Here is a 25,117-nt window from a genome sequence, read left to right as displayed (position 1 = left end):
TATGGATAAGTATGCCGTCTTTGGCCATCCGATTGCACATAGTAAATCTCCTATCATTCATCAGATGTTTGCTCAACAAACAGGGATCTCGTTGGAGTATGAACGTATTCTGGCTCCGATAGATGAATTTGAGCAACAACTCTCTGAGTTTTTTGCTCAAGGAGGAAAAGGAGCGAATATCACTCTTCCTTTTAAAGAAAGAGCACATCACATGATGTCAGAACTAACAGAACGGGCTCAATCATGTGGTGCTGTCAATACGGTCATGAAACTTGATGACCATCGGTTCTTAGGTGATAACACGGATGGTGTAGGTCTATTATTAGACCTGCAACGGCTGAAGTTTATTCGTACGGATAGTAAAATATTAATGATTGGTGCTGGTGGCGCAACTCGCGGAGCGCTGTTACCACTTTTGGAATTTGGGTGTGAAATAACGCTAACAAATAGAACTTTCTCTAAAGCGAAAACATTAGTAAACCAATTTGCAAGTTTTGGAACAATTACCGCACAGCCGATCGATGAGATCAAAACTGCGACTTTTGATCTTATCATCAACGCAACATCTTCTGGCGTTAGTGGGGAAATTCCTGAACTTGATCCTGCGGTATTTTCTAAGCAAGTCGCTTGTTATGACATGTTCTATCAACAATCATTAACGCCATTTTTATCTTTTGCGAAAGCTTATAATGTTGAACAGCTTGCTGACGGCTTGGGAATGCTCGTTGGGCAAGCCGCTTTTGCCTTTAAGTTATGGCATGGTGTACTGCCAGATATGGAACCAGTCTTGTATGCGTTACAGAAGGAATTGAAAAAATGAATCAAGCAATTCAATTCCCAGATAGAGAAGAATGGGATGTAATGACTGGAAAGGTACGATTTCCAGTATTAATTAATGGAATGTTAGCGCATTGCGTCATATCGGACAGGTTACTATATAAAAGATATGGGATGGGAGCCGAATCATTAGCATTATTTCAAACTCACCGTTGGGATATAGAAGAAGAGTTTGAGGTCTTGATCGCTCAAGACCTTTTAGACAATGGTAATGATTACTCTTTGCCTGATGATAAGTAGTCATTTTTCCATTGAACATAGTTATTAGCGGAATAGCGCAAATGCTCCAACTCCCCTTCAGTCAGTTTGCGGGCCGCTTTTGCTGGGCTACCGACATATAGGTAGCCACTTTCGAGTTTTTTACCTTGGGTAACTAAACTATTAGCACCTATAACAACGTCATCCGCAATAATTGCACCATCTAATACAATCGACCCCATTCCAACTAAAACGCGATCCCCAATGGTACAGCCATGCAGCATCACTTTATGGCCGACAGTGACATCTTCACCGATAATTAACGGGTTACCGTCAGGGTTGTGTTTTGACTTATGGGTAACATGTAAGACTGAACCATCTTGTATATTCGTGCGAGATCCAATTTCAATATAATTCACATCACCACGTAATACAGACAGAGGCCAAATACTTACATCATCGGCTAAGCGGACATCTCCGATAACAACAGCGGAAGGATCGATAAATACATCAGTGCCAGTAGTTGGGTAAATACCTAAATAAGGTCTTAAATGTTTATTCATAGCAGTCGCCATAGTCAATAAATGGTAGTGTTAAAAGCATAGTTAATATGTATACATACAATGAAGATGTTTAATCTGCAAAAGGTAAAGTATTCAAAGTATCTTTTCGTTGTCTATTTCAGCATCATATTGCTAGAAAAAAAAACATAATGATGATTTTATCTTCAAACGGTATTTTTTTTCAAAAAAAGGGTTGCCAGAATTTTCTGACTCCCTATAATGCGCATCCGTTGTCACGACAAACCGCTTCGGTGGTCAGGTTGAAAAAGAAACCCTCGTGATGACTGAGGTGAAAAAGAGAGAAAAAGTTGAAAATAATCACTTGACTTTCTGACAGAAAAACGTAGTATACGACACCTCGCGGCAACAACCTAAACGGTTAATATCGAAAGATAAAGTCGCAACGCTCTTTAACAATTTATCAGACAATCTGTGTGGGCACTCACAGGACACTATCAAAAAAATATTTGATTTTAAGTCTTGAAGAGTGACTAACACGTTAATTCATATATGAAAGAATGTAGTCAGTTTAATTCTTTGAGCATCAAACACTTTTAATTGAAGAGTTTGATCATGGCTCAGATTGAACGCTGGCGGCAGGCCTAACACATGCAAGTCGAGCGGTAACAGGGGAAGCTTGCTTCCCGCTGACGAGCGGCGGACGGGTGAGTAATGTATGGGGATCTGCCCGATAGAGGGGGATAACTACTGGAAACGGTGGCTAATACCGCATAATCTCTAAGGAGCAAAGCAGGGGACCTTCGGGCCTTGCGCTATCGGATGAACCCATATGGGATTAGCTAGTAGGTGGGGTAATGGCTCACCTAGGCGACGATCCCTAGCTGGTCTGAGAGGATGATCAGCCACACTGGGACTGAGACACGGCCCAGACTCCTACGGGAGGCAGCAGTGGGGAATATTGCACAATGGGCGCAAGCCTGATGCAGCCATGCCGCGTGTATGAAGAAGGCCCTAGGGTTGTAAAGTACTTTCAGTCGGGAGGAAGGCGTTGATGCTAATATCATCAACGATTGACGTTACCGACAGAAGAAGCACCGGCTAACTCCGTGCCAGCAGCCGCGGTAATACGGAGGGTGCAAGCGTTAATCGGAATTACTGGGCGTAAAGCGCACGCAGGCGGTTGATTAAGTTAGATGTGAAATCCCCGGGCTTAACCTGGGAATGGCATCTAAGACTGGTCAGCTAGAGTCTTGTAGAGGGGGGTAGAATTCCATGTGTAGCGGTGAAATGCGTAGAGATGTGGAGGAATACCGGTGGCGAAGGCGGCCCCCTGGACAAAGACTGACGCTCAGGTGCGAAAGCGTGGGGAGCAAACAGGATTAGATACCCTGGTAGTCCACGCTGTAAACGATGTCGATTTGGAGGTTGTGCCCTTGAGGTGTGGCTTCCGGAGCTAACGCGTTAAATCGACCGCCTGGGGAGTACGGCCGCAAGGTTAAAACTCAAATGAATTGACGGGGGCCCGCACAAGCGGTGGAGCATGTGGTTTAATTCGATGCAACGCGAAGAACCTTACCTACTCTTGACATCCAGAGAACTTAGCAGAGATGCTTTGGTGCCTTCGGGAACTCTGAGACAGGTGCTGCATGGCTGTCGTCAGCTCGTGTTGTGAAATGTTGGGTTAAGTCCCGCAACGAGCGCAACCCTTATCCTTTGTTGCCAGCGATTCGGTCGGGAACTCAAAGGAGACTGCCGGTGATAAACCGGAGGAAGGTGGGGATGACGTCAAGTCATCATGGCCCTTACGAGTAGGGCTACACACGTGCTACAATGGCGTATACAAAGAGAAGCGACCTCGCGAGAGCAAGCGGAACTCATAAAGTACGTCGTAGTCCGGATTGGAGTCTGCAACTCGACTCCATGAAGTCGGAATCGCTAGTAATCGTAGATCAGAATGCTACGGTGAATACGTTCCCGGGCCTTGTACACACCGCCCGTCACACCATGGGAGTGGGTTGCAAAAGAAGTAGGTAGCTTAACCTTCGGGAGGGCGCTTACCACTTTGTGATCCATGACTGGGGTGAAGTCGTAACAAGGTAACCGTAGGGGAACCTGCGGTTGGATCACCTCCTTACCATTGAAGTGTTTCTGTGAAGTGTTCACACAGATTGTCTGATGAAAAGTAGAGCAAAGCCAATCTAAGATTGACTGAAGACCTTGTTGTCCCCTTCGTCTAGAGGCCTAGGACACCGCCCTTTCACGGCGGTAACAGGGGTTCGAATCCCCTAGGGGACGCCATTCAGTGTGGGTCAATCGAAAGGCTGCGCGTCGACCTTTCAGCGTTGTGCGGTGCTCGCGATGCTCATGTACTGAATGTACATTCCGCTCGCTGTGCGCCTACGCCTTGAAATGTCTTAGCTCGCACTTTCTCGAAAGTGCTGGCCATAAATAATGATTAAACTAATTCACTGAGTTAGTTTAACAATTATGCTCTTTAACAATCTGGAACAAGCTGAAAATTGAAACAACGCACATTGTTTATCGCTTAAACAATGTGAGAGTCTCTCAAAATTTCAAACCTGAAATTTTCGGTCATTCAAACGAGTGGCATGAGCGAGCAGTGTGAAATTCGCGGCGTAGGAGCGCAGTCAGCGCAGCGTACATCGGTACGTGAGCATGACGAGCACCGCGCAACAAAGAATTTCACCACGCACAGCCATGACAGTTAGGTGATCGTTGAAACAATTTCGGGTTGTGAGGTTAAGCGACTAAGCGTACACGGTGGATGCCTAGGCAATCAGAGGCGATGAAGGACGTGCTAATCTGCGAAAAGCGTCGGTAAGGTGATATGAACCGCTATAGCCGACGATGTCCGAATGGGGAAACCCAGTGCAATTCGTTGCACTATCGTTTGATGAATCCATAGTCAAACGAGGCGAACCGAGGGAACTGAAACATCTCAGTACCTCGAGGAAAAGAAATCAACCGAGATTCCCCTAGTAGCGGCGAGCGAACGGGGAGCAGCCCAGAGTCTTAATCAGCATCAGCATCAGGAGAACGGTCTGGAAAGTCCGGCAGTAAAGGGTGATAGCCCCGTATCCGAAGGTGTTGGTGTTGTGAACTCGACGAGTAGGGCGGGACACGTGTTATCCTGTCTGAATATGGGGGGACCATCCTCCAAGGCTAAATACTCCTGATTGACCGATAGTGAACCAGTACCGTGAGGGAAAGGCGAAAAGAACCCCGGCGAGGGGAGTGAAATAGAACCTGAAACCGTGTACGTACAAGCAGTGGGAGCACCTTTTAGGTGTGACTGCGTACCTTTTGTATAATGGGTCAGCGACTTATATTCTGTAGCAAGGTTAACCGTATAGGGGAGCCGTAGGGAAACCGAGTCTTAACTGGGCGATTAAGTTGCAGGGTATAGACCCGAAACCCGGTGATCTAGCCATGGGCAGGTTGAAGGTTGGGTAACACTAACTGGAGGACCGAACCGACTAATGTTGAAAAATTAGCGGATGACTTGTGGCTGGGGGTGAAAGGCCAATCAAACCGGGAGATAGCTGGTTCTCCCCGAAAGCTATTTAGGTAGCGCCTCGTGAACTCATCTTCGGGGGTAGAGCACTGTTTCGGCTAGGGGGTCATCCCGACTTACCAACCCGATGCAAACTACGAATACCGAAGAATGTTATCACGGGAGACACACGGCGGGTGCTAACGTTCGTCGTGAAGAGGGAAACAACCCAGACCGCCAGCTAAGGTCCCAAAGTCATGGTTAAGTGGGAAACGAAGTGGGAAGGCTCAGACAGCCAGGATGTTGGCTTAGAAGCAGCCATCATTTAAAGAAAGCGTAATAGCTCACTGGTCGAGTCGGCCTGCGCGGAAGATGTAACGGGGCTAAACCATGCACCGAAGCTGCGGCAGCGACATGTAAATGTTGTTGGGTAGGGGAGCGTTCTGTAAGCCTGTGAAGGTGTGCTGTGAGGCATGCTGGAGGTATCAGAAGTGCGAATGCTGACATAAGTAACGATAATGCGGGTGAAAAACCCGCACGCCGGAAGACCAAGGGTTCCTGTCCAACGTTAATCGGGGCAGGGTGAGTCGACCCCTAAGGCGAGGCAGAAATGCGTAGTCGATGGGAAACAGGTTAATATTCCTGTACTGGTGATAATTGCGATGGGGGGACGGAGAAGGCTAGGCTGGCCGGGCGACGGTTGTCCCGGTTTAAGGATGTAGGCAGGTGAATTAGGCAAATCCGGTTCACTACATGCTGAGGTCTGATGACGAGTCACTACGGTGGCGAAGTAGCTCATGCCCCGCTTCCAGGAAAAGCCTCTAAGCTCTAGATTATCATTAATCGTACCCCAAACCGACACAGGTGGTCAGGTAGAGAATACTCAGGCGCTTGAGAGAACTCGGGTGAAGGAACTAGGCAAAATGGTGCCGTAACTTCGGGAGAAGGCACGCTGGCGCTAGGTGAAGTCCCTCGCGGATGGAGCTGAAGCCAGTCGCAGATACCAGCTGGCTGCAACTGTTTATTAAAAACACAGCACTGTGCAAACACGAAAGTGGACGTATACGGTGTGACGCCTGCCCGGTGCTGGAAGGTTAATTGATGGGGTTATCCGTAAGGAGAAGCTCTTGATCGAAGCCCCAGTAAACGGCGGCCGTAACTATAACGGTCCTAAGGTAGCGAAATTCCTTGTCGGGTAAGTTCCGACCTGCACGAATGGCGTAATGATGGCCAGGCTGTCTCCACCCGAGACTCAGTGAAATTGAACTCGCTGTGAAGATGCAGTGTACCCGCGGCAAGACGGAAAGACCCCGTGAACCTTTACTATAGCTTGACACTGAACATTGAGCCTTGATGTGTAGGATAGGTGGGAGGCTTTGAAGTGTGGACGCCAGTCTGCATGGAGCCAACCTTGAAATACCACCCTTTAATGTTTGATGTTCTAACGTGGCCCCATAATCTGGGGTGCGGACAGTGTCTGGTGGGTAGTTTGACTGGGGCGGTCTCCTCCCAAAGAGTAACGGAGGAGCACGAAGGTTGGCTAAGCATGGTCGGACATCATGCGGTTAGTGCAAAGGCATAAGCCAGCTTGACTGCGAGAGTGACGGCTCGAGCAGGTACGAAAGTAGGTCTTAGTGATCCGGTGGTTCTGAATGGAAGGGCCATCGCTCAACGGATAAAAGGTACTCCGGGGATAACAGGCTGATACCGCCCAAGAGTTCATATCGACGGCGGTGTTTGGCACCTCGATGTCGGCTCATCACATCCTGGGGCTGAAGTAGGTCCCAAGGGTATGGCTGTTCGCCATTTAAAGTGGTACGCGAGCTGGGTTTAGAACGTCGTGAGACAGTTCGGTCCCTATCTGCCGTGGGCGTTGGAAGATTGAAAGGGGCTGCTCCTAGTACGAGAGGACCGGAGTGGACGCACCACTGGTGTTCGGGTTGTCATGCCAATGGCACTGCCCGGTAGCTAAGTGCGGAAGAGATAACCGCTGAAAGCATCTAAGCGGGAAACTTGCCTTGAGATGAGTCTTCCCTGACTCTTTAAGGGTCCTAAAGGAACGTTTAAGACTAAGACGTTGATAGGCTGGGTGTGTAAGCGTAGCGATACGTTGAGCTAACCAGTACTAATGAACCGTGAGGCTTAACCTGACAACACCGAAGGTGTTTTAGAGAGAACGTTGTGAAGCGCACGCAGAGTGCGAGAAATTAGCTTGTTCAAGATTGCTGTTCTGGTTGGTGCAAGCCGACGGGAACGAAAACCGAATTTGTCTGGCGGCAATAGCGCGGTGGTCCCACCTGACCCCATGCCGAACTCAGCAGTGAAACGCCGTAGCGCCGATGGTAGTGTGGGGTCTCCCCATGTGAGAGTAGGGAACTGCCAGACATTAAATTAAAGACTTATTGCGAAGCGATAAGCAGCCGTTAGGCGAAAGAATAGTGGAGCGGTAGTTCAGTTGGTTAGAATACCTGCCTGTCACGCAGGGGGTCGCGGGTTCGAGTCCCGTCCGTTCCGCCACTTAATTTAGGGGCGTAGTTCAATTGGTAGAGCACCGGTCTCCAAAACCGGGTGTTGGGAGTTCGAGCCTCTCCGCCCCTGCCAGTTACCAATTAAGTAAAAATAAAAGAAGTATCTTATTGATAACCCGATTATTTTAATCGGGTTTTTCTTTATCTAACCTACAGACACATCACCATTTCCCACCGAATAGACATCCCACTTGTATTACCCTTTGATAATGCAGTCAATGACTCAATTTTGGGATTAAAGAGAACACTATCACTCTTTGATCAAATTGAGTAATAGAGTGCGTATATAAGCAGTTACACCCTACCTCAATGCTAAAATGCCTAAAAGTGACTTTTGGGTTGTATTAATATCCCCTAACACGCTGAATGAACTTAAAGATTAAATGTAGCTTATTAACGGAATATCATTGTGACGTTAAACGGCGCAGTTATTACTGTCATTGATAGCTCAATTTAGACCTATCAGTGTTGTTAGGTTTTAATGGGAACGGCTTTCTATCGATTTTTCTCTTTCTGCTTACATGCTAAGAAGGTTTGATTGTTTTAATCTATCTGGCATGAAGACTTGGTTTTTGTTTGCCTACCTATATACCTTTCGATTGTGACTTCGTTTAAGCCAATATGACTAATGCCATGACTTTAAAGAAGCGTGCCAAGTGATGTGATGATGTTTATATATTGCATGTTTAGGACATTGCCGTCGCTCACCCAAGCCGGTAAATACCCCATAAAATTTAATAGCATTAATTTTGGGCGATAGGGGTATTATCAAATATCACCATTTTTTATTGGCAGGGAATGATAACTTATTTAGATATCAATAAAATGGGATAGCTCTTTGATGTGCCTGTGACTTTCGAGCAAATTAACATTATTGAAAAACTAGACGCTCGATAAAACAATCGAGCGTCATGGCGTGATGAGCTTATTTTATGGGATTAATTGAGCATTCTTAATAGGGGTTTTTATTAGTTGATTAATCAATGCTTGTTGATCGTTCTTCTGTAGCCAAACAGCGTAGAGTGGTTTTGTCATTGGACTTTCTGAGAGTGTTTTTAGCCCAGGGTACTGGATACTCCAGTGAGAAGGTAAAAACGCAGCAGAAAGTGATACAGAGAGTAATTGACGGGCTATATGCGCTGATGTCGTTATCATGACAGGTGAGTCATCAGGCGTTAAAGCTGAATCATTTTGAGGATGGAAATCGGCTCCCCACTCTAATTTGATATAATTATAATTTGTTAGCGCAATATTTTTTTGTGAAGCCATTAGCTGAAGTTCAATCGTACCAATAATGGTGCTTTCAAACTCATCCATTTTCGGTGGCTCCGTTGCTATCAGCAAATCGAGTTCTCTGGAGTGTAGTTGCTTGACGAGTGATTGACGCGTTGATACTCGCGCTTCTAATCGTAGCTCATCATGCTGTTCATATAATGCTTGTACCCAGTCCGTCAGATAGCCTTCCCACAGTGATGCGGTCGCTCCAATTGATAGTTCAGTATGCTGTGATGCATGTGAGATCTCTTTTTTAGCCTGTAACCATGTATTCATCAACGATTCTGCATAGGGGACTAAGCGCTCCCCCGCGGCCGTTAATCGAATGTTATTACGATGCCGAGTAAATAGGTTTGTGCCTAGTTGTGTTTCAAGTTGTCTGATACGAAAGCTAACAGCAGATTGTGTTAAATATAGTGATTCTGCGGCTCGGCCGAAGTGTCTGGTTCTACTGACTTCCAAAAAAGTTTTTAATAACTCAGTATCCACATACATCTCCAATAATTTTTGTCGTGATGATTTAAATGTTTTGTTTTACAGATTGTCAATGCTGTCTAATACTCCGCGCCATAAAGAGTTGACAGTAATAAGTTAGGAGTGTGTCAGATGGCAGAAAGCTTCATCACGACTAATCGTTTTTTTGATAATAAACATTACCCACGTGGCTTTTCTCGTCATGGTGATTTCACCATCAAGGAAGCTCAGTTACTCGAACGTCACGGTCAAGCTTTTTCTGAGCTTGATTCTGGCAAACGCGCTGCACAGACTGATGAAGAAAAACTGTTCGTTGCAGTTTGCCGTGGCGAAAGGGAACCAGTAACTCCTGAAGAAAAGGTGTGGGCGAAATATTCTAGCCGTATAAATCGTCCAAAACGCTTTCATACTCTCTCTGGCGGTAAACCTCAGATAGACCCTTCAGATGACTATACAGATACAGATGATTAATATCATCAATATATTTACAGAGGGGCTTTAGGCCCCTTAGTTTATTTATCGGATATTAGTATGACTTATCGACCATGCTATTCTTGCAAATGTGTGCTTATCTAATCGCATATCGTCATCATTTCATGCATTCTGTACCTATCCACTGAAAATTGTTAGGTTCTCTGTTTTATTTTTCTGTCTTTAACTCTCTCCCAGCCAGTCAGCTTACTTGTTTTTGCAAATGAAGCAATAACTTATCCATCGCTCGGTAACCTAATGCTTCGAGAAGATGCGGTTTTTCAATATTGTCTGTATTTTGTAAATCAGCAATGGTACGAGCAACCCTTAAGATCTTATGCCAAGCCCTGATAGATAATCCGAGCTTATTTAAAGCCTGCTCTAAAAAAAAGGCATCCTTGGTATTGAGCTGACAGAGTGCAGTGGTTTCTTTCTCGGTTAACTGGCTGTTTAATTTCCCTATTCTTTTCATTTGAATGTTTCTTGCAAGTAGGACCCTAGAGCGTATTTGTTCGCTATTTTCACTGTGAGAGGATGGGTGGCTTAGCGTGCCTAGAGGTAGTAATGGAATCTCTATTGAAAGATCAAATCGATCAAGAAAAGGGCCTGAAATACGTGAGAGATAGCGTAAAATTTTAGTTGGAGAGCTGCGGCAAAAGTTTCCTTGATATTGACCTGTAGGGCTTGGATTTAAGGCAGCAATGAGTTGAAAGTTAGCAGGGAAAGAGACTTTTGCTTTAGCACGAGAAATAATGATTTGCCTTGATTCTAGCGGCTCACGTAATGCATCAAGTACAGTGCGGCTAAATTCCGGTAATTCATCTAGAAACAAAATCCCATTATGCGCTAGGGATATCTCCCCCGGCTTCGGTAAACTTCCTCCGCCAATAAGTGCTGCCATTGAGGCGCTATGATGAGGCGCTCTAAATGGCCGAGGAGGCCAATCATAACTTAAGTGAGTGGATTGACATAGACTATGTATTGAAGCGACTTCTAACGCTTCCTGTGGCGTTAGAGTGGGTAAAAGCGTCTTGAGTCTGCTTGCTAACATTGTTTTTCCAGTACCAGGAGGGCCTAATAAGAGTAAATTATGTCCACCACTGGCACAGATTTCTAATGCTCTTTTTCCTTGTTCTTGCCCAATGATATCGCTGATGTTGTCATTACAATTGAGTGATGCAGGGATGTTAGTTGGATGGAAATTACGTGGTAAGGCGGTCTTTTCATATAAAAAATGGCAAAGTTCTAATAGTGTTCCTGCAAACATAACGCTGTTATCAGGGAGTAAGTTCAGCTGTTGTGGATTTTCCGCTGCAAGAATGAGCTGTCTTTTTTTTGTTAATGCAGCCAAAGCGGCAGGAATAGCGCCATTAACATGACGAATTTGGCCAGATAAAGCAAGTTCGCCGAGAAATTCATATTGATGAAGTATCTTAGCGGGGACTTGGCCTGAAGAAACTAAGATAGCAATGGCTATCGCTAGATCATAACGCCCCCCTTCTTTAGGGAGATCGGCAGGGGCCAAGTTAATTGTCATTTTTTTGGTTGGATATTCAAAGCCGCTGTTTATTAGAGCGCTTCGTACCCTATCTCTAGATTCTTTAACAGCGGTTTCTGGCAGACCGACAAGCGTTAAGCCTGGAAGTCCATTACTAATATGGGCTTCAACAGTCACAAGTGGGGCATCCATTCCTATCGAGGCTCTGGTGTAGACAATCGCTAGTGCCATATTTTCTCCCTTTTAGTAAACAGAGTAATATTCTGTTTAACAAAAAGGCGGTGCAATCGCATGTTTTAATGTTGAGAAGCCGTTTGGAAAGCAGATTAGAAAATATTTAGCAATCATCATTTTCTTGCGAAGATGTTCACAAAATTATTATTTATCATGGTATTGGGTTTTATTTATAAATAATCATTAAGTATTACTTTAGATAATTGTTATTGAAAAGTGATATATGAAATAAATTTAATATCTTCAATGTTAGGTTTAGATAATGGAATATCAGACTAATTATTCAACCAGAACAATATGTATTTGCTATATATGTAGCGAAATACTAGATAATCATGCTGAATATTGTGTAGTGCTATGTTTTTAAAGTAAATTTATTTTTTAATAGGAAAAAAAGAAAATAAAAGTTGTCAAAGTAATTTTAACATGATAACTCTTTAATATAGATAACGAATAACAGTGAAAGAAAAAAACAGATGAACGCATTTTTCCGAGTGATTAGCCTAATTATTATCAGCGTGGTGGTGATTATTATCCCACCGTGCGGGGCTGCACTTGGACGACGAAGGCTAAATTAGTAGCCAGATCTCACGAGAACCCCGCACCGAAAGGCGCGGGGTTTTTTTTGACATAAAAGTTTACCAACATCATTCAACCTAAAAAAACAAAATAAATACAAATAGATAAAGCAAATGGAAGACAGGAGAGAAGCATGAATGGGGCACAATGGTTAGTTCAAGCATTAAGAACTCAAGGGGTTGAAACCGTGTTTGGTTACCCTGGTGGTGCGATTATGCCAGTGTATGATGCATTGTATGATGGCGGCGTTGAGCATCTGTTATGCCGCCATGAGCAAGGCGCTGTGATTGCGGCGATTGGTTATGCGCGATCAACCTCGAAAACGGGGGTATGTATTGCGACATCTGGGCCGGGTGCCACAAACTTAATTACAGGATTAGCCGATGCGTTGTTAGATTCAGTTCCTGTTGTTGCCATTACAGGGCAGGTGAGCTCTGAATTTATTGGTACGGATGCTTTTCAGGAAATTGATGTTTTAGGGTTATCGCTTGCCTGTACTAAGCACAGTTTTTTAGTGGAATCTCTTGAAGACCTGCCTCGTATTGTTGCTGAAGCTTTCGCAATCGCAAATAGTGGTCGTCCAGGACCTGTACTGATTGATATTCCGAAAGATATTCAACTACAGCAGGCCGACCTAGCACCATTTTTAATGCCTGTTGAACAGGATTTGCCTATCCAAACTGATGAAGTACAGCAAGCAAGAGCGTTACTCCAACAGTCGCAAAAGCCGATGTTATACATTGGTGGCGGTGTTGGTATGTCGGGAGCGGTTGCCGAGTTAAGACAATTTATTGCGTGCACAGGCATCCCTTCTGTGGCGACGTTAAAAGGGTTGGGGGCTGTAGCGGCGACGGAGCCTTATTATCTTGGCATGTTAGGTATGCATGGAACGAAAGCCGCTAACCTAGCGGTACAACGTTGCGATTTATTGATTGCGGTTGGTGCGCGTTTTGATGATCGCGTGACGGGCAAATTAAATACATTCGCTCCGGATGCCAAAGTCATACATATCGATATTGACCATGTTGAGCTTGATAAATTGCGTCAAACGCATGTGGCTTTGTTAGGTGATGCCAAACAGCTATTACCTGAATTGACGATGGAAAAAAATATTTCGTCATGGCAGGAAGAGGTGCAGCAGTTAAAACACGAATTCAGTTGGCGCTATGACCATCCTGGCGAAGCTATTTATGCCCCTTTGCTGTTAAAGCAACTTTCCGATCGTATGGGGCCTAATACGGTTGTCACAACGGATGTTGGGCAGCACCAAATGTGGTCAGCTCAGCATTTAGAGTTTGATGCCCCTGAAAACTTTATAACTTCAAGTGGTCTGGGAACCATGGGCTTTGGTATTCCTGCGGCGGTCGGTGCTCAGGTTGCTCGTCCTGAAGATACCGTGATCTGTGTTTCTGGAGATGGCTCGTTCATGATGAACGTTCAAGAGTTGGGAACCATTAAGCGTAAACAGTTACCGGTTAAAATTTTATTGTTAGATAACCAACGTTTAGGCATGGTTCGTCAGTGGCAAGAGCTGTTTTTTGAGCAACGTTATAGTGAAACTATTTTAACGGATAACCCTGATTTTGTCGCTTTGGCGCAGGCTTTTGATATTCCTGGACGCCGTATCACTGCAAAATCGGAAGTCGATGCTGCGCTAGATGAATTACTTAATAGTGAAGGCGCTTACATCTTGCAGGTTTCAATAAATGAATTAGAAAACGTCTGGCCGCTGGTTCCACCAGGGGCGAGTAATGAAAAAATGATGGAGAAACCGTTATGATGCAACATCAACTCGCAATACAAGCCCGTTTCCGTCCTGAGGTTTTAGAGCGTATATTACGGGTGACTCGCCATCGTGGATTCCAAATCAGTTCAATGACTATGGATCACATGCCAGATGGTGATAATGTAAACATTGAAATGACTGTGAATAGCCAGAGGCCACTCACCCAGCTATATGCACAGTTAACTAAGTTGTCTGATGTTTCAGAAGTTGAAATAAGAGAACAAGAATCACGACTATTACGCACTCAGAGTGCAATGTAAGGAATAAATACAATGACTAAGAAAGCTGACTATATTTGGTTTAACGGTGAAATGACGCCATGGGCTGATGCTAAGGTACACGTTATGTCTCATGCTCTGCATTATGGAACATCGGTATTTGAAGGCGTCCGTTGCTATGACTCTCACAAAGGGCCAGTTGTATTCCGCCATAGAGAACACATGCAACGTTTGCGTGATTCCGCAAAAATCTATCGTATGCCTGTCAGCTATAGCGTAGATGAGTTAATGGAAGCTTGCCGTGCCACTCTGCGTAAAAACAACTTAGTCAGTGCATATATTCGTCCACTCGTTTTTATCGGTGATGTTGGCATGGGAGTGAACCCACCGGACGGTTATAAAACAGATGTCATCATGGCTGCTTTCCCATGGGGAGCGTATTTAGGGGAAGAAGCATTAGACCAAGGTATTGATGCAATGGTCTCTTCTTGGAATCGTGTGGCACCAAATACTATCCCAACAGGTGCAAAAGCTGGCGGTAACTATCTGTCATCGCTGTTAGTAGGGAGTGAGGCTCGCCGTCATGGCTACCAAGAAGGTATCGCGTTAGACGTTCATGGTTATCTATCTGAAGGTGCGGGCGAAAACATCTTTGAAGTGAAAGATGGTATTTTATTTACTCCTCCATTTACTTCTTCTGCTCTACCGGGGATCACTCGTGACGCTATTTTAACCCTAGCAAAAGACATGGGGATTGAGGTGCGTGAGCAAACATTATCACGTGAGTCACTTTATCTTGCTGATGAAGTCTTTATGACAGGAACCGCGGCGGAAATTACCCCAGTACGTAGCGTTGACGGTATCCAAGTCGGCATTGGTCGTTGTGGCCCTGTGACGAAAAAGATCCAGCAAGCATTCTTTGGCTTGTTTGATGGGTCGACGGAAGATAAATGGGGTTGGTTAGATCCAGTAAACCCTTAATAACAAATATAAACAGACTTACAGGCGGTCGTTCCCCGCCTGTTTTAAAACACGGGAGTAAAGATATGCCTAAGTACCGTTCAGCAACAACCACTCATGGCCGTAATATGGCAGGCGCTCGTGCATTATGGCGTGCCACCGGTATGACGGATGCTGATTTTGGAAAACCAATTATTGCAGTGGTTAACTCATTTACTCAATTTGTTCCAGGGCACGTTCATTTGCGCGACCTAGGGAAGCTGGTTGCTGAGCAAATTGAAGCTGCGGGTGGTGTTGCGAAAGAGTTTAATACGATTGCCGTTGATGATGGTATCGCTATGGGGCATGGCGGGATGCTTTATTCCTTACCTTCCCGTGAGTTAATTGCAGATTCTGTTGAATATATGGTGAATGCGCACTGTGCAGATGCCATGGTTTGTATCTCCAACTGTGACAAAATCACACCGGGCATGTTAATGGCGTCATTACGTTTGAATATTCCGGTGATATTTGTTTCAGGTGGCCCAATGGAAGCGGGTAAAACGAAGCTTTCAGATCAAATCATTAAGTTGGACTTGGTCGATGCGATGATCCAAGGTGCTAACCCTAATGTCAGTGATGCGGATAGTGAACAAATTGAACGTTCGGCTTGCCCAACGTGTGGATCTTGCTCGGGAATGTTCACCGCTAACTCGATGAACTGTTTAACAGAAGCGCTTGGCTTATCACAACCCGGAAATGGATCCTTATTAGCCACTCATGCTGACCGTAAAACCCTTTTCATTAATGCGGGTAAACGCATTGTCGAACTGACAAAACGCTATTATGAGCAGAATGATGAAAGTGCATTACCACGTAATATCGCCAACAAAGCCGCGTTTGAAAATGCGATGACACTGGATATTGCGATGGGAGGATCGACAAATACCGTATTGCACTTGCTTGCTGCCGCGCAAGAAGCAGAGGTTGATTTTACCATGGCGGATATTGATCGTTTGTCACGCCAAGTTCCGCACTTATGTAAAGTCGCGCCGAGCACCCAGAAATACCATATGGAAGACGTTCACCGTGCTGGTGGTGTGATTGGTATTTTAGGTGAGTTGAGCCGAGCAGGTTTATTACAAGAAAATGTGAAAAATATTCTGGGGCTGACTTTTAAACAGACGCTTGAGCAATACGACGTCATGTTGACGAAAGATGAGTCAGTTAAATCGATGTTTTTAGCGGGGCCTGCGGGTATTCGCACAACACAAGCATTCTCGCAAAGTTGCCGTTGGCCTTCCTTGGATACTGACCGTGAAAATGGGTGTATTCGTAATATTGAACATGCTTATAGCTTAGATGGCGGATTAGCGGTATTAGCCGGTAATATCGCCGAAGATGGTTGCATTGTAAAAACTGCGGGTGTTGATGAAGGAAGTTTAACGTTCCGAGGCCCCGCTAAAGTGTATGAGAGCCAAGATGATGCTGTTGAAGCGATACTTGGTGGCAAGGTTGTTGAAGGTGATGTGGTCGTTATTCGTTACGAAGGCCCGAAAGGCGGTCCAGGCATGCAAGAGATGCTCTATCCGACGTCATACCTTAAATCGATGGGATTAGGTAAGGCCTGTGCACTGATTACAGACGGTCGTTTCTCTGGGGGAAGTTCTGGGTTATCGATCGGTCATATTTCACCGGAAGCAGCAAGTGGTGGTTTGTTAGCCTTAGTACAGGATGGTGACATCATTGATATTGATATTCCAAAGAGAACCATTGCTTTGGATGTGAGTGAAGATGAGCTAAATAAACGCCGTGATGCGGAATTAGCGCGAGGTGATAAAGCTTATACACCACGTGATCGTCAGCGTGAAGTCTCTTTTGCTTTACGTGCCTATGCATCTCTTGCAACCAGTGCAGATAAGGGCGCTGTACGCGATAAGTCTAAGTTGGGAGGCTAACGGTGGCAGCTGCAAAACCATTACCATCAGCCCCAACGAGTGCTGATTATCTAAAAGCGGCGCTGAGTGCGCCGGTTTATGAAGTCGCTCAAGTTACGCCATTGCAAGAAATGAGCAAAGTCTCGGCTCGTATGGGAAATACGATCCTCGTTAAACGTGAAGATAGGCAGCCTGTGCATAGTTTTAAGTTGCGCGGTGCTTACGCCATGATTGCAGGGTTGACCGACGAGCAAAAAGCGAAAGGTGTCGTGACCGCTTCTGCGGGAAACCATGCTCAAGGGGTGGCCTTATCGGCGAGCCGTGTTGGTGTGAAAGCAAAAATTGTGATGCCTGTTGCGACAGCGGATATCAAAGTTGATGCAGTACGTAACTTTGGGGGCGAGGCCATTTTGCATGGCGCTAATTTTGATGAGGCGAAAGCAAAAGCCATTGAGATGGCAACTCAAGAGGGCTATACCTTTGTTCCTCCTTTCGATCATCCCGCGGTCATTGCAGGTCAAGCAACGATTGCATTAGAGCTACTGCAACAAGATGTGCATCTTGACCGAATTTTTATACCTGTTGGTGGTGGTGGCCTAATCGCGGGTGTGGCGGTTTTAATCAAACAATTAATGCCAGAAATTAAAATCATCGGCGTTGAAGCAGAAGATGCCGCCTGTTTAAAAGCAGCGCTAGAGGCTGGCCATCCGGTTGACTTACCTCGAGTTGGTTTATTTGCAGAAGGTGTGGCAGTAAAACGTATTGGGGATGAAACATTTCGTCTCTGCCAACAGTATGTCGATGATGTGATCACGGTAGATAGCGATGCGATCTGTGCAGCCTTGAAAGATATTTTTGAAGACGTACGTGCTATTGCCGAACCATCAGGTGCATTGGCGCTGGCGGGCCTGAAAAAATATGTGCAACAGCATAATATTAAAGGCGAACGTTTAGCGCATATTTTGTCTGGCGCCAATATGAACTTTCATGGGCTACGTTATGTGTCTGAGCGCTGTGAAATTGGTGAACAGCGGGAAGCACTACTTGCCGTTACGATCCCTGAACAAAAAGGCAGCTTTTTACGCTTTTGTCAGTTGCTAGGTCATCGGTCTATCACGGAGTTCAACTATCGTTATACCGATGCAGATCCTGACCGCGCGTGTATTTTTGTCGGGGTAAGACTTAATGGCGGGGAAAGTGAGCGAATTGAAATAATTCAGGAGCTACAACAGAACGGCTATGAAGTGGCTGACCTTTCCGATGATGAAATGGCAAAATTACATGTCCGCTATATGATTGGTGGTCGCCCATCGAAACCATTGGAAGAGCGCCTCTATAGTTTCGAGTTTCCTGAGTCACCCGGGGCACTGTTGAAATTCTTAGAGACGTTAGGTACCTATTGGAATATTACACTGTTCCATTATCGGAGTCATGGCACTGACTACGGGCGTGTGTTAGCCGCGTTTGAGTTATCTGGACCAGAAGTTCGCTTTGATAGGCACCTTGATGCATTAGGCTATGAATATCATGATGAAACGGGGAATCCCTCTTTCCGTTTCTTTTTAGCGCCCCAACGTCTTCCTCAAACATTAGATTAAGCTTTCTGGGAGTAATTGCCAGAATGATTTGATTAAGGGTTCGCTAAGGCGTTTGCTAAGTGAGCAAACGCCTAGTTCAAAAGGCTCCACTAGCGAAATATTATCTAATTGTAATATACGACTACGTACCGGTTCTGGGCTGTTATCAACCACGACGCTCGGAATCAAAGCGATACCACAACCAAGCGCGACCATTGAGACGATTGCTTCATGCCCAGAGACGGTTGCATAGATCACGGGGTTATTGATGTGGTGGCGACGGAACCATAGTTCGATACGTTTTCTTGAGGGGCCGTGTTCAGGCAGGATAAAAGGAATGGCAGACCAATCAGGTTGTGGTTCTGTCGCCATGGTGCGTACCGCACAAGGCAATGCCGGAGCAATCAGAACCAATGGAATTTCACCAATTTTAGTAAATTTTACATTATCAGGAAGGCGTTCCGGTTTGCCGGCAATCCCTAAGTCCGCTTCTTTGGTTTCGACTTTATCGACGGCATCGGCAGCATCCCCTGTGGTGAGTTTTATTTCAACGAGTGGGTGAAGGGCTCGGAATTTATCTAAAACCTGTGGTAAATGGCTGTAGGCGGCTGTTACTGAACAAAAAAGGCGTAGCTCACCCGTGAGAGAGGGGCTTTGTTGATTGAGAACATGTTGCAGTTGTTGATATTGCAATAAGGTTTGTTGAGCAAATTGTTTTAAATGCTCTCCAGCTTGCGTCAGTTTTACCGAACGATTATCACGAATAAATAGCGGATGCCCTAGCTGTTCTTCTAAGCGTTGAATTTGTCTCGATAAGGTTGAGGGGCTGACATACATTGCTTTAGAGGTTCGACCGAAATGGCAGCTTTCTGCTAAATGAAGAAATAGCTTTAAATCACGAATATCCATTTTTGTATTAGCCTCAGATTCAATAAATATGACGTTGCAAAATATGCAACATTGTATTGTTAATATATCAATTTAAGCAATGCAAATCATCGCATATAGTAAAACCATAACCGCTTAATAAAAGCGACGGGCCAAGGGCCTGACATAACGAACACAACAGAACAATGGAGTAAGACAATGGCGAATTATTTTAATACTTTGAATCTGCGTCAGCAGTTGGAACAATTAGGCAAGTGTCGTTTCATGAAGCGCGAAGAGTTTGCTGATGAAGCAGGATACTTAAAAGGTAAAAAAATCGTCATCGTCGGTTGTGGTGCTCAAGGCCTAAACCAAGGCTTGAATATGCGTGACTCGGGCTTAGATATTGCTTACGCACTGCGCGCTGAAGCTATCGCTGAGAAGCGTGCATCATGGCGCAAAGCGACAGAAAATGGTTTCAAAGTGGGCACTTATGAAGAGTTGATCCCAGAAGCTGACTTAGTGATTAACTTAACGCCAGACAAACAGCACTCAACCGTTGTTCGTGCTGTTCAACCAATGATGAAACAAGGCGCGGCTTTAGGTTATTCGCACGGTTTTAACATTGTCGAAGTTGGCGAAGAAATTCGTAAAGATATTACTGTTGTGATGGTAGCACCGAAGTGCCCTGGTACTGAAGTACGTGAAGAATACAAACGTGGCTTTGGTGTTCCAACGCTGATTGCGGTTCATCCTGAAAATGATCCGAAAGGTGAAGGAATGGCAATTGCTAAAGCTTGGGCTGCTGCAACGGGAGGTCATCGCGCTGGGGTATTAGAATCTTCATTTGTTGCTGAAGTTAAGTCTGACCTGATGGGCGAGCAAACTATCCTGTGCGGTATGTTGCAAGCTGGTGCTTTGCTGTCTTACGACAAAATGGTTGCTGATGGTGTTGAGCCAGGCTATGCAGGCAAATTGATTCAGTTTGGTTGGGAAACCATTACCGAAGCCTTGAAACAAGGTGGTATCACGCTGATGATGGATCGCCTGTCTAACCCAGCTAAACTGCGTGCATTTGCTCTGTCAGAACAATTGAAAACCATCATGGCGCCTTTATTCCAAAAACATATGGATGACATTATCTCAGGCGAATTCTCAGCAACTATGATGGCTGACTGGGCTAATGATGATAAAAACCTACTGGCTTGGCGTGAAGAAACAGGTAAAACAGCGTTTGAAAATTACCCAGAATATACTGGTAAGATTTCGGAGCAAGAGTATTTCGACCATGGCGTTCTGTTAGTTGCAATGGTTAAAGCAGGGGTTGAGTTAGCATTCGATACGATGTTAGAAGCGGGTATTCTTGAAGAGTCTGCTTATTACGAATCACTGCATGAATTGCCGCTGATTGCCAATACGATTGCTCGTAAGCGTTTGTATGAAATGAACGTGGTTATTTCAGATACCGCAGAATATGGTAACTACCTGTTCTCATTTGCAGCCGTTCCAATGCTGAAAGACTTTATGAGTAAACTGCAAGCCGGTGATTTAGCTAAACCTGTTGCTGATAATGGCACTGATAACGCGCAACTACGTGATGTGAATGAAGCGATTCGTAACCATCCTATCGAGAAAATCGGTAAGACATTACGTGGCTATATGACGGATATGAAGAAAATCTCTAGCGCGCAATAATCCTTACCATTCTCCGCATCAATAGATGCGTTGGCTGAACGGAGGTTACCCAAGTCACATATTTAATGTATGCCCCTTGGGATAACCTCCTTTTTCGTCACTCTTCGCGTGATAGGTGCGTTGGCTTCACTCGGTTACCCAAGTCACATACTTAATGTATGCTCCTTGGGATAACCTCCTTTGCCGCCTTCCTCTAACGCGAATAGTTTAGAAAAATGTATTGATGTTATAAAAGAAAAAGAACAGAACCACATCGGTCTAATGAATGATGTGGTTTTTTGCTTTTATAAAGGATCGTTACTCAAGAGTTGGCTAGGTTTCTGCTACAATCCGTAGAGAGTTCCATTTTGAATAACTAAGTGATGTAGAGAAACCATGCGATTAAATCCAAGCCAACAGCAGGCTGTTGAATTTGTGGATGGCCCATGCCTTGTGCTGGCGGGTGCCGGTTCGGGAAAAACCCGAGTTATTACCAATAAAATAGCGCATCTGATCCGCCATTGTGGCTATCAGCCTCGTCAAATCGCTGCGGTAACGTTTACCAATAAAGCGGCGCGTGAGATGAAAGAGCGTGTCGCCCAAACCTTGGGTAAAAAAGAAGCGCGTGGGTTGATTATCTCGACATTCCATACTCTTGGCTTGGAGATCATCAAGCGAGAATATAAAGCATTAGGTATTAAAGCGAACTTTTCTCTGTTTGATGATCAGGACCAAATGGCATTACTAAAAGAGCTAACCTTTGATTTATTAGAAGAGGATAAAGATCTTTTACAGCAATTGATCTCATCGATCTCAAATTGGAAAAATGATCTATTATCACCTGATCAAGCATTGGCGCGTGCCAGAAGTGAAAAAGAGCACCATTTCGCTGAATGCTATCGCCGCTACGAATTACATTTAAGAAGCTGTAACGTATTGGATTTTGATGACCTTATCAGTAAGCCAACGTTACTTTTGTCGCATAACGAAGAGGTTCGCGAACGTTGGCAACAAAAAATTCGTTATTTGCTGGTGGATGAATATCAAGATACCAATACTAGCCAATATCAATTGGTTAAGTTGTTGGTTGGTCAGCGCGCGCGCTTTACGGTGGTAGGGGATGATGATCAATCTATCTACTCTTGGCGTGGTGCTAGACCACAAAACTTGGTGCTGTTAAGTCAAGACTTTCCAAAACTGAATGTGATTAAGTTGGAGCAAAACTATCGTTCATCTGAGCGAATACTCAAAGCGGCAAATATTTTGATTGCCAATAACCCTCATGTATTTGAAAAACAATTGTTCTCGACACTGGGCTACGGTGCGCCACTCAAAGTGATTACCGCCAACAATGAAGATCATGAGGCAGAAAGGGTGATTGGTGAATTGATTGCTCATCACTTCATCAATAAAACACAATATAAAGATTATGCGATTTTATATCGTGGTAACCACCAATCTCGTATTTTTGAAAAAATGTTGATGCAAAATCGCATCCCATATCGCATTTCAGGGGGAACCTCCTTTTTTTCTCGTCCTGAAATAAAAGATTTATTAGCGTATTTGCGGGTACTGACTAATCCTGAAGATGATAGTGCTTTCTTGCGTATCGTGAATACGCCACGTCGTGAAATTGGTCCGAAAACAATCCAAAAGCTTGGTGAATGGGCTAATCAGCGGGGCAAGAGCCTCTATCAAGCCAGTTTTGATTTGGGCTTAGAGCAAACGTTAACAGGCAAAGGATTAAACGCGCTTCAGCAATTCGCTCATTGGATGGACAAGATTGTGAAATTGGCTGAACGTGAGCCATTGATAGCGGTACGTGATTTGCTGCGTGAAATGGATTATGAAAGCTGGTTGTATGAAACTTCCGCCAGTACTAAAGCTGCCGAAATGCGGATGAAAAACGTGAATCAATTGTTTACGTGGATGAGTGAAATGGTAGAAGGCGACGACTTGAATGACCCAATGTCGTTAGATCAGGTTGTAACGCGTTTCACGTTACGTGACATGATGGAACGAGGTGAAGATGATGAAGAGTCAGACCAAGTTCAGTTAATGACCTTACATGCATCAAAAGGGCTTGAGTTTCCTTATGTTTTCCTAGTCGGTATGGAAGAAGGGCTGTTACCACATCAAAGCAGTATTGATGAAGACAATATCGATGAGGAACGCCGTCTAGCTTATGTTGGAATTACTCGGGCACAAAAAGAGCTCTTTTTTAGTCATTGTCGTGAACGTCGCCAATATGGGGAGCTAATCCGACCTGAGTTAAGCCGCTTTTTATTAGAATTACCACAAGATGATTTAGAGTGGGAGCAACAGCGGAAAGTCGTTACGGCGGAGGAGCGAATGCAAAAAGGGCAATCAGCACTTGCCGATATTAAGGCCCGTCTAGGACTGAATAAAAAAGATAAGTAGGAGATTGCCCCTCACACTGCTTGTGCTTATCGAGTGTGAGGGGGAAAAACTAACTATTGGAACTATTGCGTTCTTCAAGTTTCAAAGGCCAGTTAACATAACCTTGCCATTGAACTTCTTGTTGCAAGTTTTCTGATCGTAATGGATGCTCCGCTAACCAACGATATGGTAATACAATCGTGAGGGTATCCGATTCAGCCTGAAGCCTCAATGCCGGCAATGTGTCATCACGTCGACGGCTAGCAAAAATGATCGCCAAACGCAGCAAGCGGCATAAATAGTAGGCTTGTTGCATGGGGAGCGCATTTTGTTGACTCAGTGTGGCAAGATCAACAGGGCCTTGCTGATTACGTAACAGTGCTGCTAATAAGCGTTTTTGTGCCGGAGTAAAACCGGGTAAATCTAGGTTGGTGATCAGGTAGCTGGCATGTTCAGGGCCTTTGCGAAAGTCCACACTAAGGCCTATTTCATGTAAGGCACACGCACTGGATAATAACTCACGACAGCGTAGGTCGAGCTCCCAGTGTTTGGCGACTTGCAAAAAGAAATGTTCAGCTAATTGACTCACACGGGCGGCTTGCTCAATATCCACTTGGAAACGGCGTTGAATATTCCGCAATGTTCGCGCACGAACATCTTGTTCTATCGGTAATTCAAGCATGCCGTAGACCAGACCTTCACGTAATGCACCACCGGCGAGGGTCATATTATCAATCGACAGGGTTTCGAAAATAGCGATGAGGATTGATAGGCCGCTTGGGAATACGAGTGCTCGCTCAAACGTTAAACCTTCAATTTCTAGCTCTTCAAGCTTATGGCATTGAATCGCTTTATATTTGAGCTGCTGTAGTTTATCGAGAGTGATCAGCTCATCCATCCCTTGCGAAATCATGATTTCTTGGATGGCCTGAACGGTACCCGATGCGCCAACACAAATTTTCCAACCATGACGTGTTAACGTCTCGGCAACAGGTGCAATAACTGCGCGCGCGGCACGTTCTGCTTGCGCAAAATTTTCTTCCGTCAGCGCGCGGTCACTAAAATATTTTTCAAGCCAAGTGACACAGCCCATTTCAAGACTGAATAATTGCTCGGCTTTGGCTCCTGTTCCCGCCACAAGCTCTGTACTACCACCACCGATATCCACCACTAACCGTTGATCAGGGCCGCCGGTTGTATGGGCAACACCTTGGTAAATCAAACGTGCTTCTTCTTCTCCCTGAATGACCTTAACGGTATTACCTAGAATTTCACTGGCTTTTTGCACAAAAATATCGGCATTTTTTGCCAACCGCAATGTTGCAGTTGCGACGACACGTATTTGAGAGCTAGGAATATCCTGTAAATGCTCAGAAAAAAGTCGCAAACATTGCCAACCGCGCTCCATAGCTTGCTCTGACAGCCTATTTTGACTGTCTAAACCCGCTGCGAGACGCACTTTGCGTTTTACTCTTGAAATAATCTGAATACTACCCGCAACTTCACGAACGACCAGCATATGAAAACTGTTCGAACCTAAATCAATCGCTGCATAGAGAGAAGAGGATTTCAGCATATCGTTATCAC

At 44.9% G+C, this 25,117-nt stretch carries 16 protein-coding genes, 3 tRNA genes and 3 rRNA genes; 17 read left to right on the top strand and 5 right to left on the bottom strand.

The window, feature by feature from the left end; translation table 11 throughout:
- Window position 1: 1 nt before the first annotated feature.
- Both aroE and P2E05_RS19030 read left to right on the top strand, forming a co-directional pair.
- The gene (gene aroE, locus P2E05_RS19035; RefSeq protein WP_163863303.1) at window positions 2-820 is read left to right on the top strand and encodes a shikimate dehydrogenase; all 819 of its coding nucleotides are present in this window, start codon (window positions 2-4) and stop codon (window positions 818-820) included.
- Window positions 817-1,077: a DUF1488 domain-containing protein gene (locus tag P2E05_RS19030; RefSeq protein ID WP_272658094.1), complete on the top strand. Its 261-nt coding sequence runs from the start codon at window positions 817-819 to the stop codon at window positions 1,075-1,077. The genes aroE and P2E05_RS19030 overlap by 4 nt, the downstream gene beginning before the upstream one ends.
- Here the strand turns inward: P2E05_RS19030 and P2E05_RS19025 are convergent.
- A complete protein-coding gene (locus tag P2E05_RS19025) occupies window positions 1,053-1,598 on the bottom strand; it encodes a gamma carbonic anhydrase family protein (protein ID WP_154622872.1) in 546 nt (181 codons plus the stop codon). The genes P2E05_RS19030 and P2E05_RS19025 overlap by 25 nt on opposite strands.
- Before the next feature lie 555 nt (window positions 1,599-2,153).
- Here P2E05_RS19025 and P2E05_RS19020 point away from each other — a divergent pair.
- The 6 genes from P2E05_RS19020 to P2E05_RS18995 all read left to right on the top strand — a co-directional run bounded on the left by P2E05_RS19020 (window position 2,154) and on the right by P2E05_RS18995 (window position 7,674).
- A 16S ribosomal RNA gene (locus P2E05_RS19020) occupies window positions 2,154-3,693 on the top strand.
- Between the two features lie 88 nt (window positions 3,694-3,781).
- Window positions 3,782-3,857 (top strand) — tRNA-Glu (locus P2E05_RS19015).
- Between the two features lie 460 nt (window positions 3,858-4,317).
- Window positions 4,318-7,223, top strand: a 23S ribosomal RNA gene (locus P2E05_RS19010).
- Between the two features lie 119 nt (window positions 7,224-7,342).
- Window positions 7,343-7,458, top strand: a 5S ribosomal RNA gene (rrf, locus tag P2E05_RS19005).
- The 16S, 23S and 5S rRNA genes sit together here with 3 tRNA genes alongside, the layout of an rRNA operon.
- Before the next feature lie 55 nt (window positions 7,459-7,513).
- Window positions 7,514-7,590: transfer RNA gene (locus P2E05_RS19000), tRNA-Asp, on the top strand.
- 8 nt (window positions 7,591-7,598) lie between these two features.
- Window positions 7,599-7,674 (top strand) — tRNA-Trp (locus P2E05_RS18995).
- Between the two features lie 857 nt (window positions 7,675-8,531).
- On the opposite strand, the gene hdfR is transcribed toward P2E05_RS18995, so the two are convergent.
- A complete protein-coding gene (gene hdfR / locus P2E05_RS18990; protein WP_154624507.1) occupies window positions 8,532-9,371 on the bottom strand; it encodes an HTH-type transcriptional regulator HdfR in 840 nt (279 codons plus the stop codon).
- A 111-nt stretch (window positions 9,372-9,482) separates the two neighbouring features.
- On the opposite strand from hdfR, the gene P2E05_RS18985 reads away from it, so the two are divergent.
- Entirely contained in the window at window positions 9,483-9,821 is a 339-nt protein-coding gene (locus P2E05_RS18985) for a DUF413 domain-containing protein (RefSeq protein WP_004915426.1), read from the top strand.
- Between the two features lie 202 nt (window positions 9,822-10,023).
- On the opposite strand, the gene P2E05_RS18980 is transcribed toward P2E05_RS18985, so the two are convergent.
- Window positions 10,024-11,550 (bottom strand): YifB family Mg chelatase-like AAA ATPase, encoded by a 1,527-nt coding sequence (locus P2E05_RS18980; protein WP_163863298.1) that lies wholly within the window; start codon window positions 11,548-11,550, stop codon window positions 10,024-10,026.
- A 479-nt stretch (window positions 11,551-12,029) separates the two neighbouring features.
- On the opposite strand from P2E05_RS18980, the gene ilvL reads away from it, so the two are divergent.
- The 6 genes from ilvL (at window position 12,030) to ilvA (ending at window position 18,610) form a co-directional block, all read left to right on the top strand.
- On the top strand, window positions 12,030-12,131 hold the full coding sequence (ilvL, locus tag P2E05_RS18975; RefSeq protein WP_071599630.1) for an ilv operon leader peptide: 102 nt from the start codon (window positions 12,030-12,032) through the stop codon (window positions 12,129-12,131).
- A 134-nt stretch (window positions 12,132-12,265) separates the two neighbouring features.
- On the top strand, window positions 12,266-13,912 hold the full coding sequence (ilvG, locus tag P2E05_RS18970; RefSeq protein WP_272657862.1) for an acetolactate synthase 2 catalytic subunit: 1,647 nt from the start codon (window positions 12,266-12,268) through the stop codon (window positions 13,910-13,912).
- Entirely contained in the window at window positions 13,909-14,178 is a 270-nt protein-coding gene (ilvM, locus tag P2E05_RS18965) for an acetolactate synthase 2 small subunit (protein ID WP_154623521.1), read from the top strand. Before ilvG ends, ilvM begins: the two co-directional genes overlap by 4 nt.
- 12 nt (window positions 14,179-14,190) lie before the next feature.
- Entirely contained in the window at window positions 14,191-15,117 is a 927-nt protein-coding gene (locus P2E05_RS18960) for a branched-chain amino acid transaminase (protein ID WP_154623520.1), read from the top strand.
- Between the two features lie 65 nt (window positions 15,118-15,182).
- On the top strand, window positions 15,183-17,033 hold the full coding sequence (gene ilvD / locus P2E05_RS18955) for a dihydroxy-acid dehydratase (protein ID WP_163863294.1): 1,851 nt from the start codon (window positions 15,183-15,185) through the stop codon (window positions 17,031-17,033).
- A 2-nt stretch (window positions 17,034-17,035) separates the two neighbouring features.
- Complete coding sequence (ilvA, locus tag P2E05_RS18950; RefSeq protein WP_163863291.1) at window positions 17,036-18,610, top strand: threonine ammonia-lyase, biosynthetic; 1,575 nt, start codon at window positions 17,036-17,038, stop codon at window positions 18,608-18,610.
- On the opposite strand, the gene ilvY is transcribed toward ilvA, so the two are convergent.
- Window positions 18,602-19,498, bottom strand: coding sequence for an HTH-type transcriptional activator IlvY (gene ilvY / locus P2E05_RS18945; protein ID WP_154623518.1), 897 nt, complete (start codon window positions 19,496-19,498; stop codon window positions 18,602-18,604). The genes ilvA and ilvY overlap by 9 nt on opposite strands.
- A 177-nt stretch (window positions 19,499-19,675) precedes the next feature.
- Here ilvY and ilvC point away from each other — a divergent pair, with 177 nt between their 5' ends.
- Window positions 19,676-21,151 carry a ketol-acid reductoisomerase gene (gene ilvC, locus P2E05_RS18940; RefSeq protein ID WP_154623517.1) on the top strand — a complete coding sequence of 492 codons (1,476 nt, stop codon included), beginning with the start codon at window positions 19,676-19,678 and terminating at the stop codon, window positions 21,149-21,151.
- A gap of 375 nt (window positions 21,152-21,526) precedes the next feature.
- Window positions 21,527-23,551, top strand: a complete 2,025-nt coding sequence (rep, locus tag P2E05_RS18935; RefSeq protein ID WP_163863289.1) for a DNA helicase Rep — start codon at window positions 21,527-21,529, stop codon at window positions 23,549-23,551.
- Between the two features lie 49 nt (window positions 23,552-23,600).
- Here the strand turns inward: rep and gppA are convergent, their stop codons facing one another.
- The gene (gene gppA / locus P2E05_RS18930) at window positions 23,601-25,106 is read right to left on the bottom strand and encodes a guanosine-5'-triphosphate,3'-diphosphate diphosphatase (RefSeq protein WP_154623515.1); all 1,506 of its coding nucleotides are present in this window, start codon (window positions 25,104-25,106) and stop codon (window positions 23,601-23,603) included.
- Window positions 25,107-25,117: the final 11 nt, after the last annotated feature.

Source organism: Providencia stuartii, assembly GCF_029277985.1.
GTDB lineage: Bacteria > Pseudomonadota > Gammaproteobacteria > Enterobacterales > Enterobacteriaceae > Providencia > Providencia zhejiangensis.
Note: the sequence above shows the minus strand (reverse complement) of the source record. Positions and strands in the feature narration are given on the sequence as shown.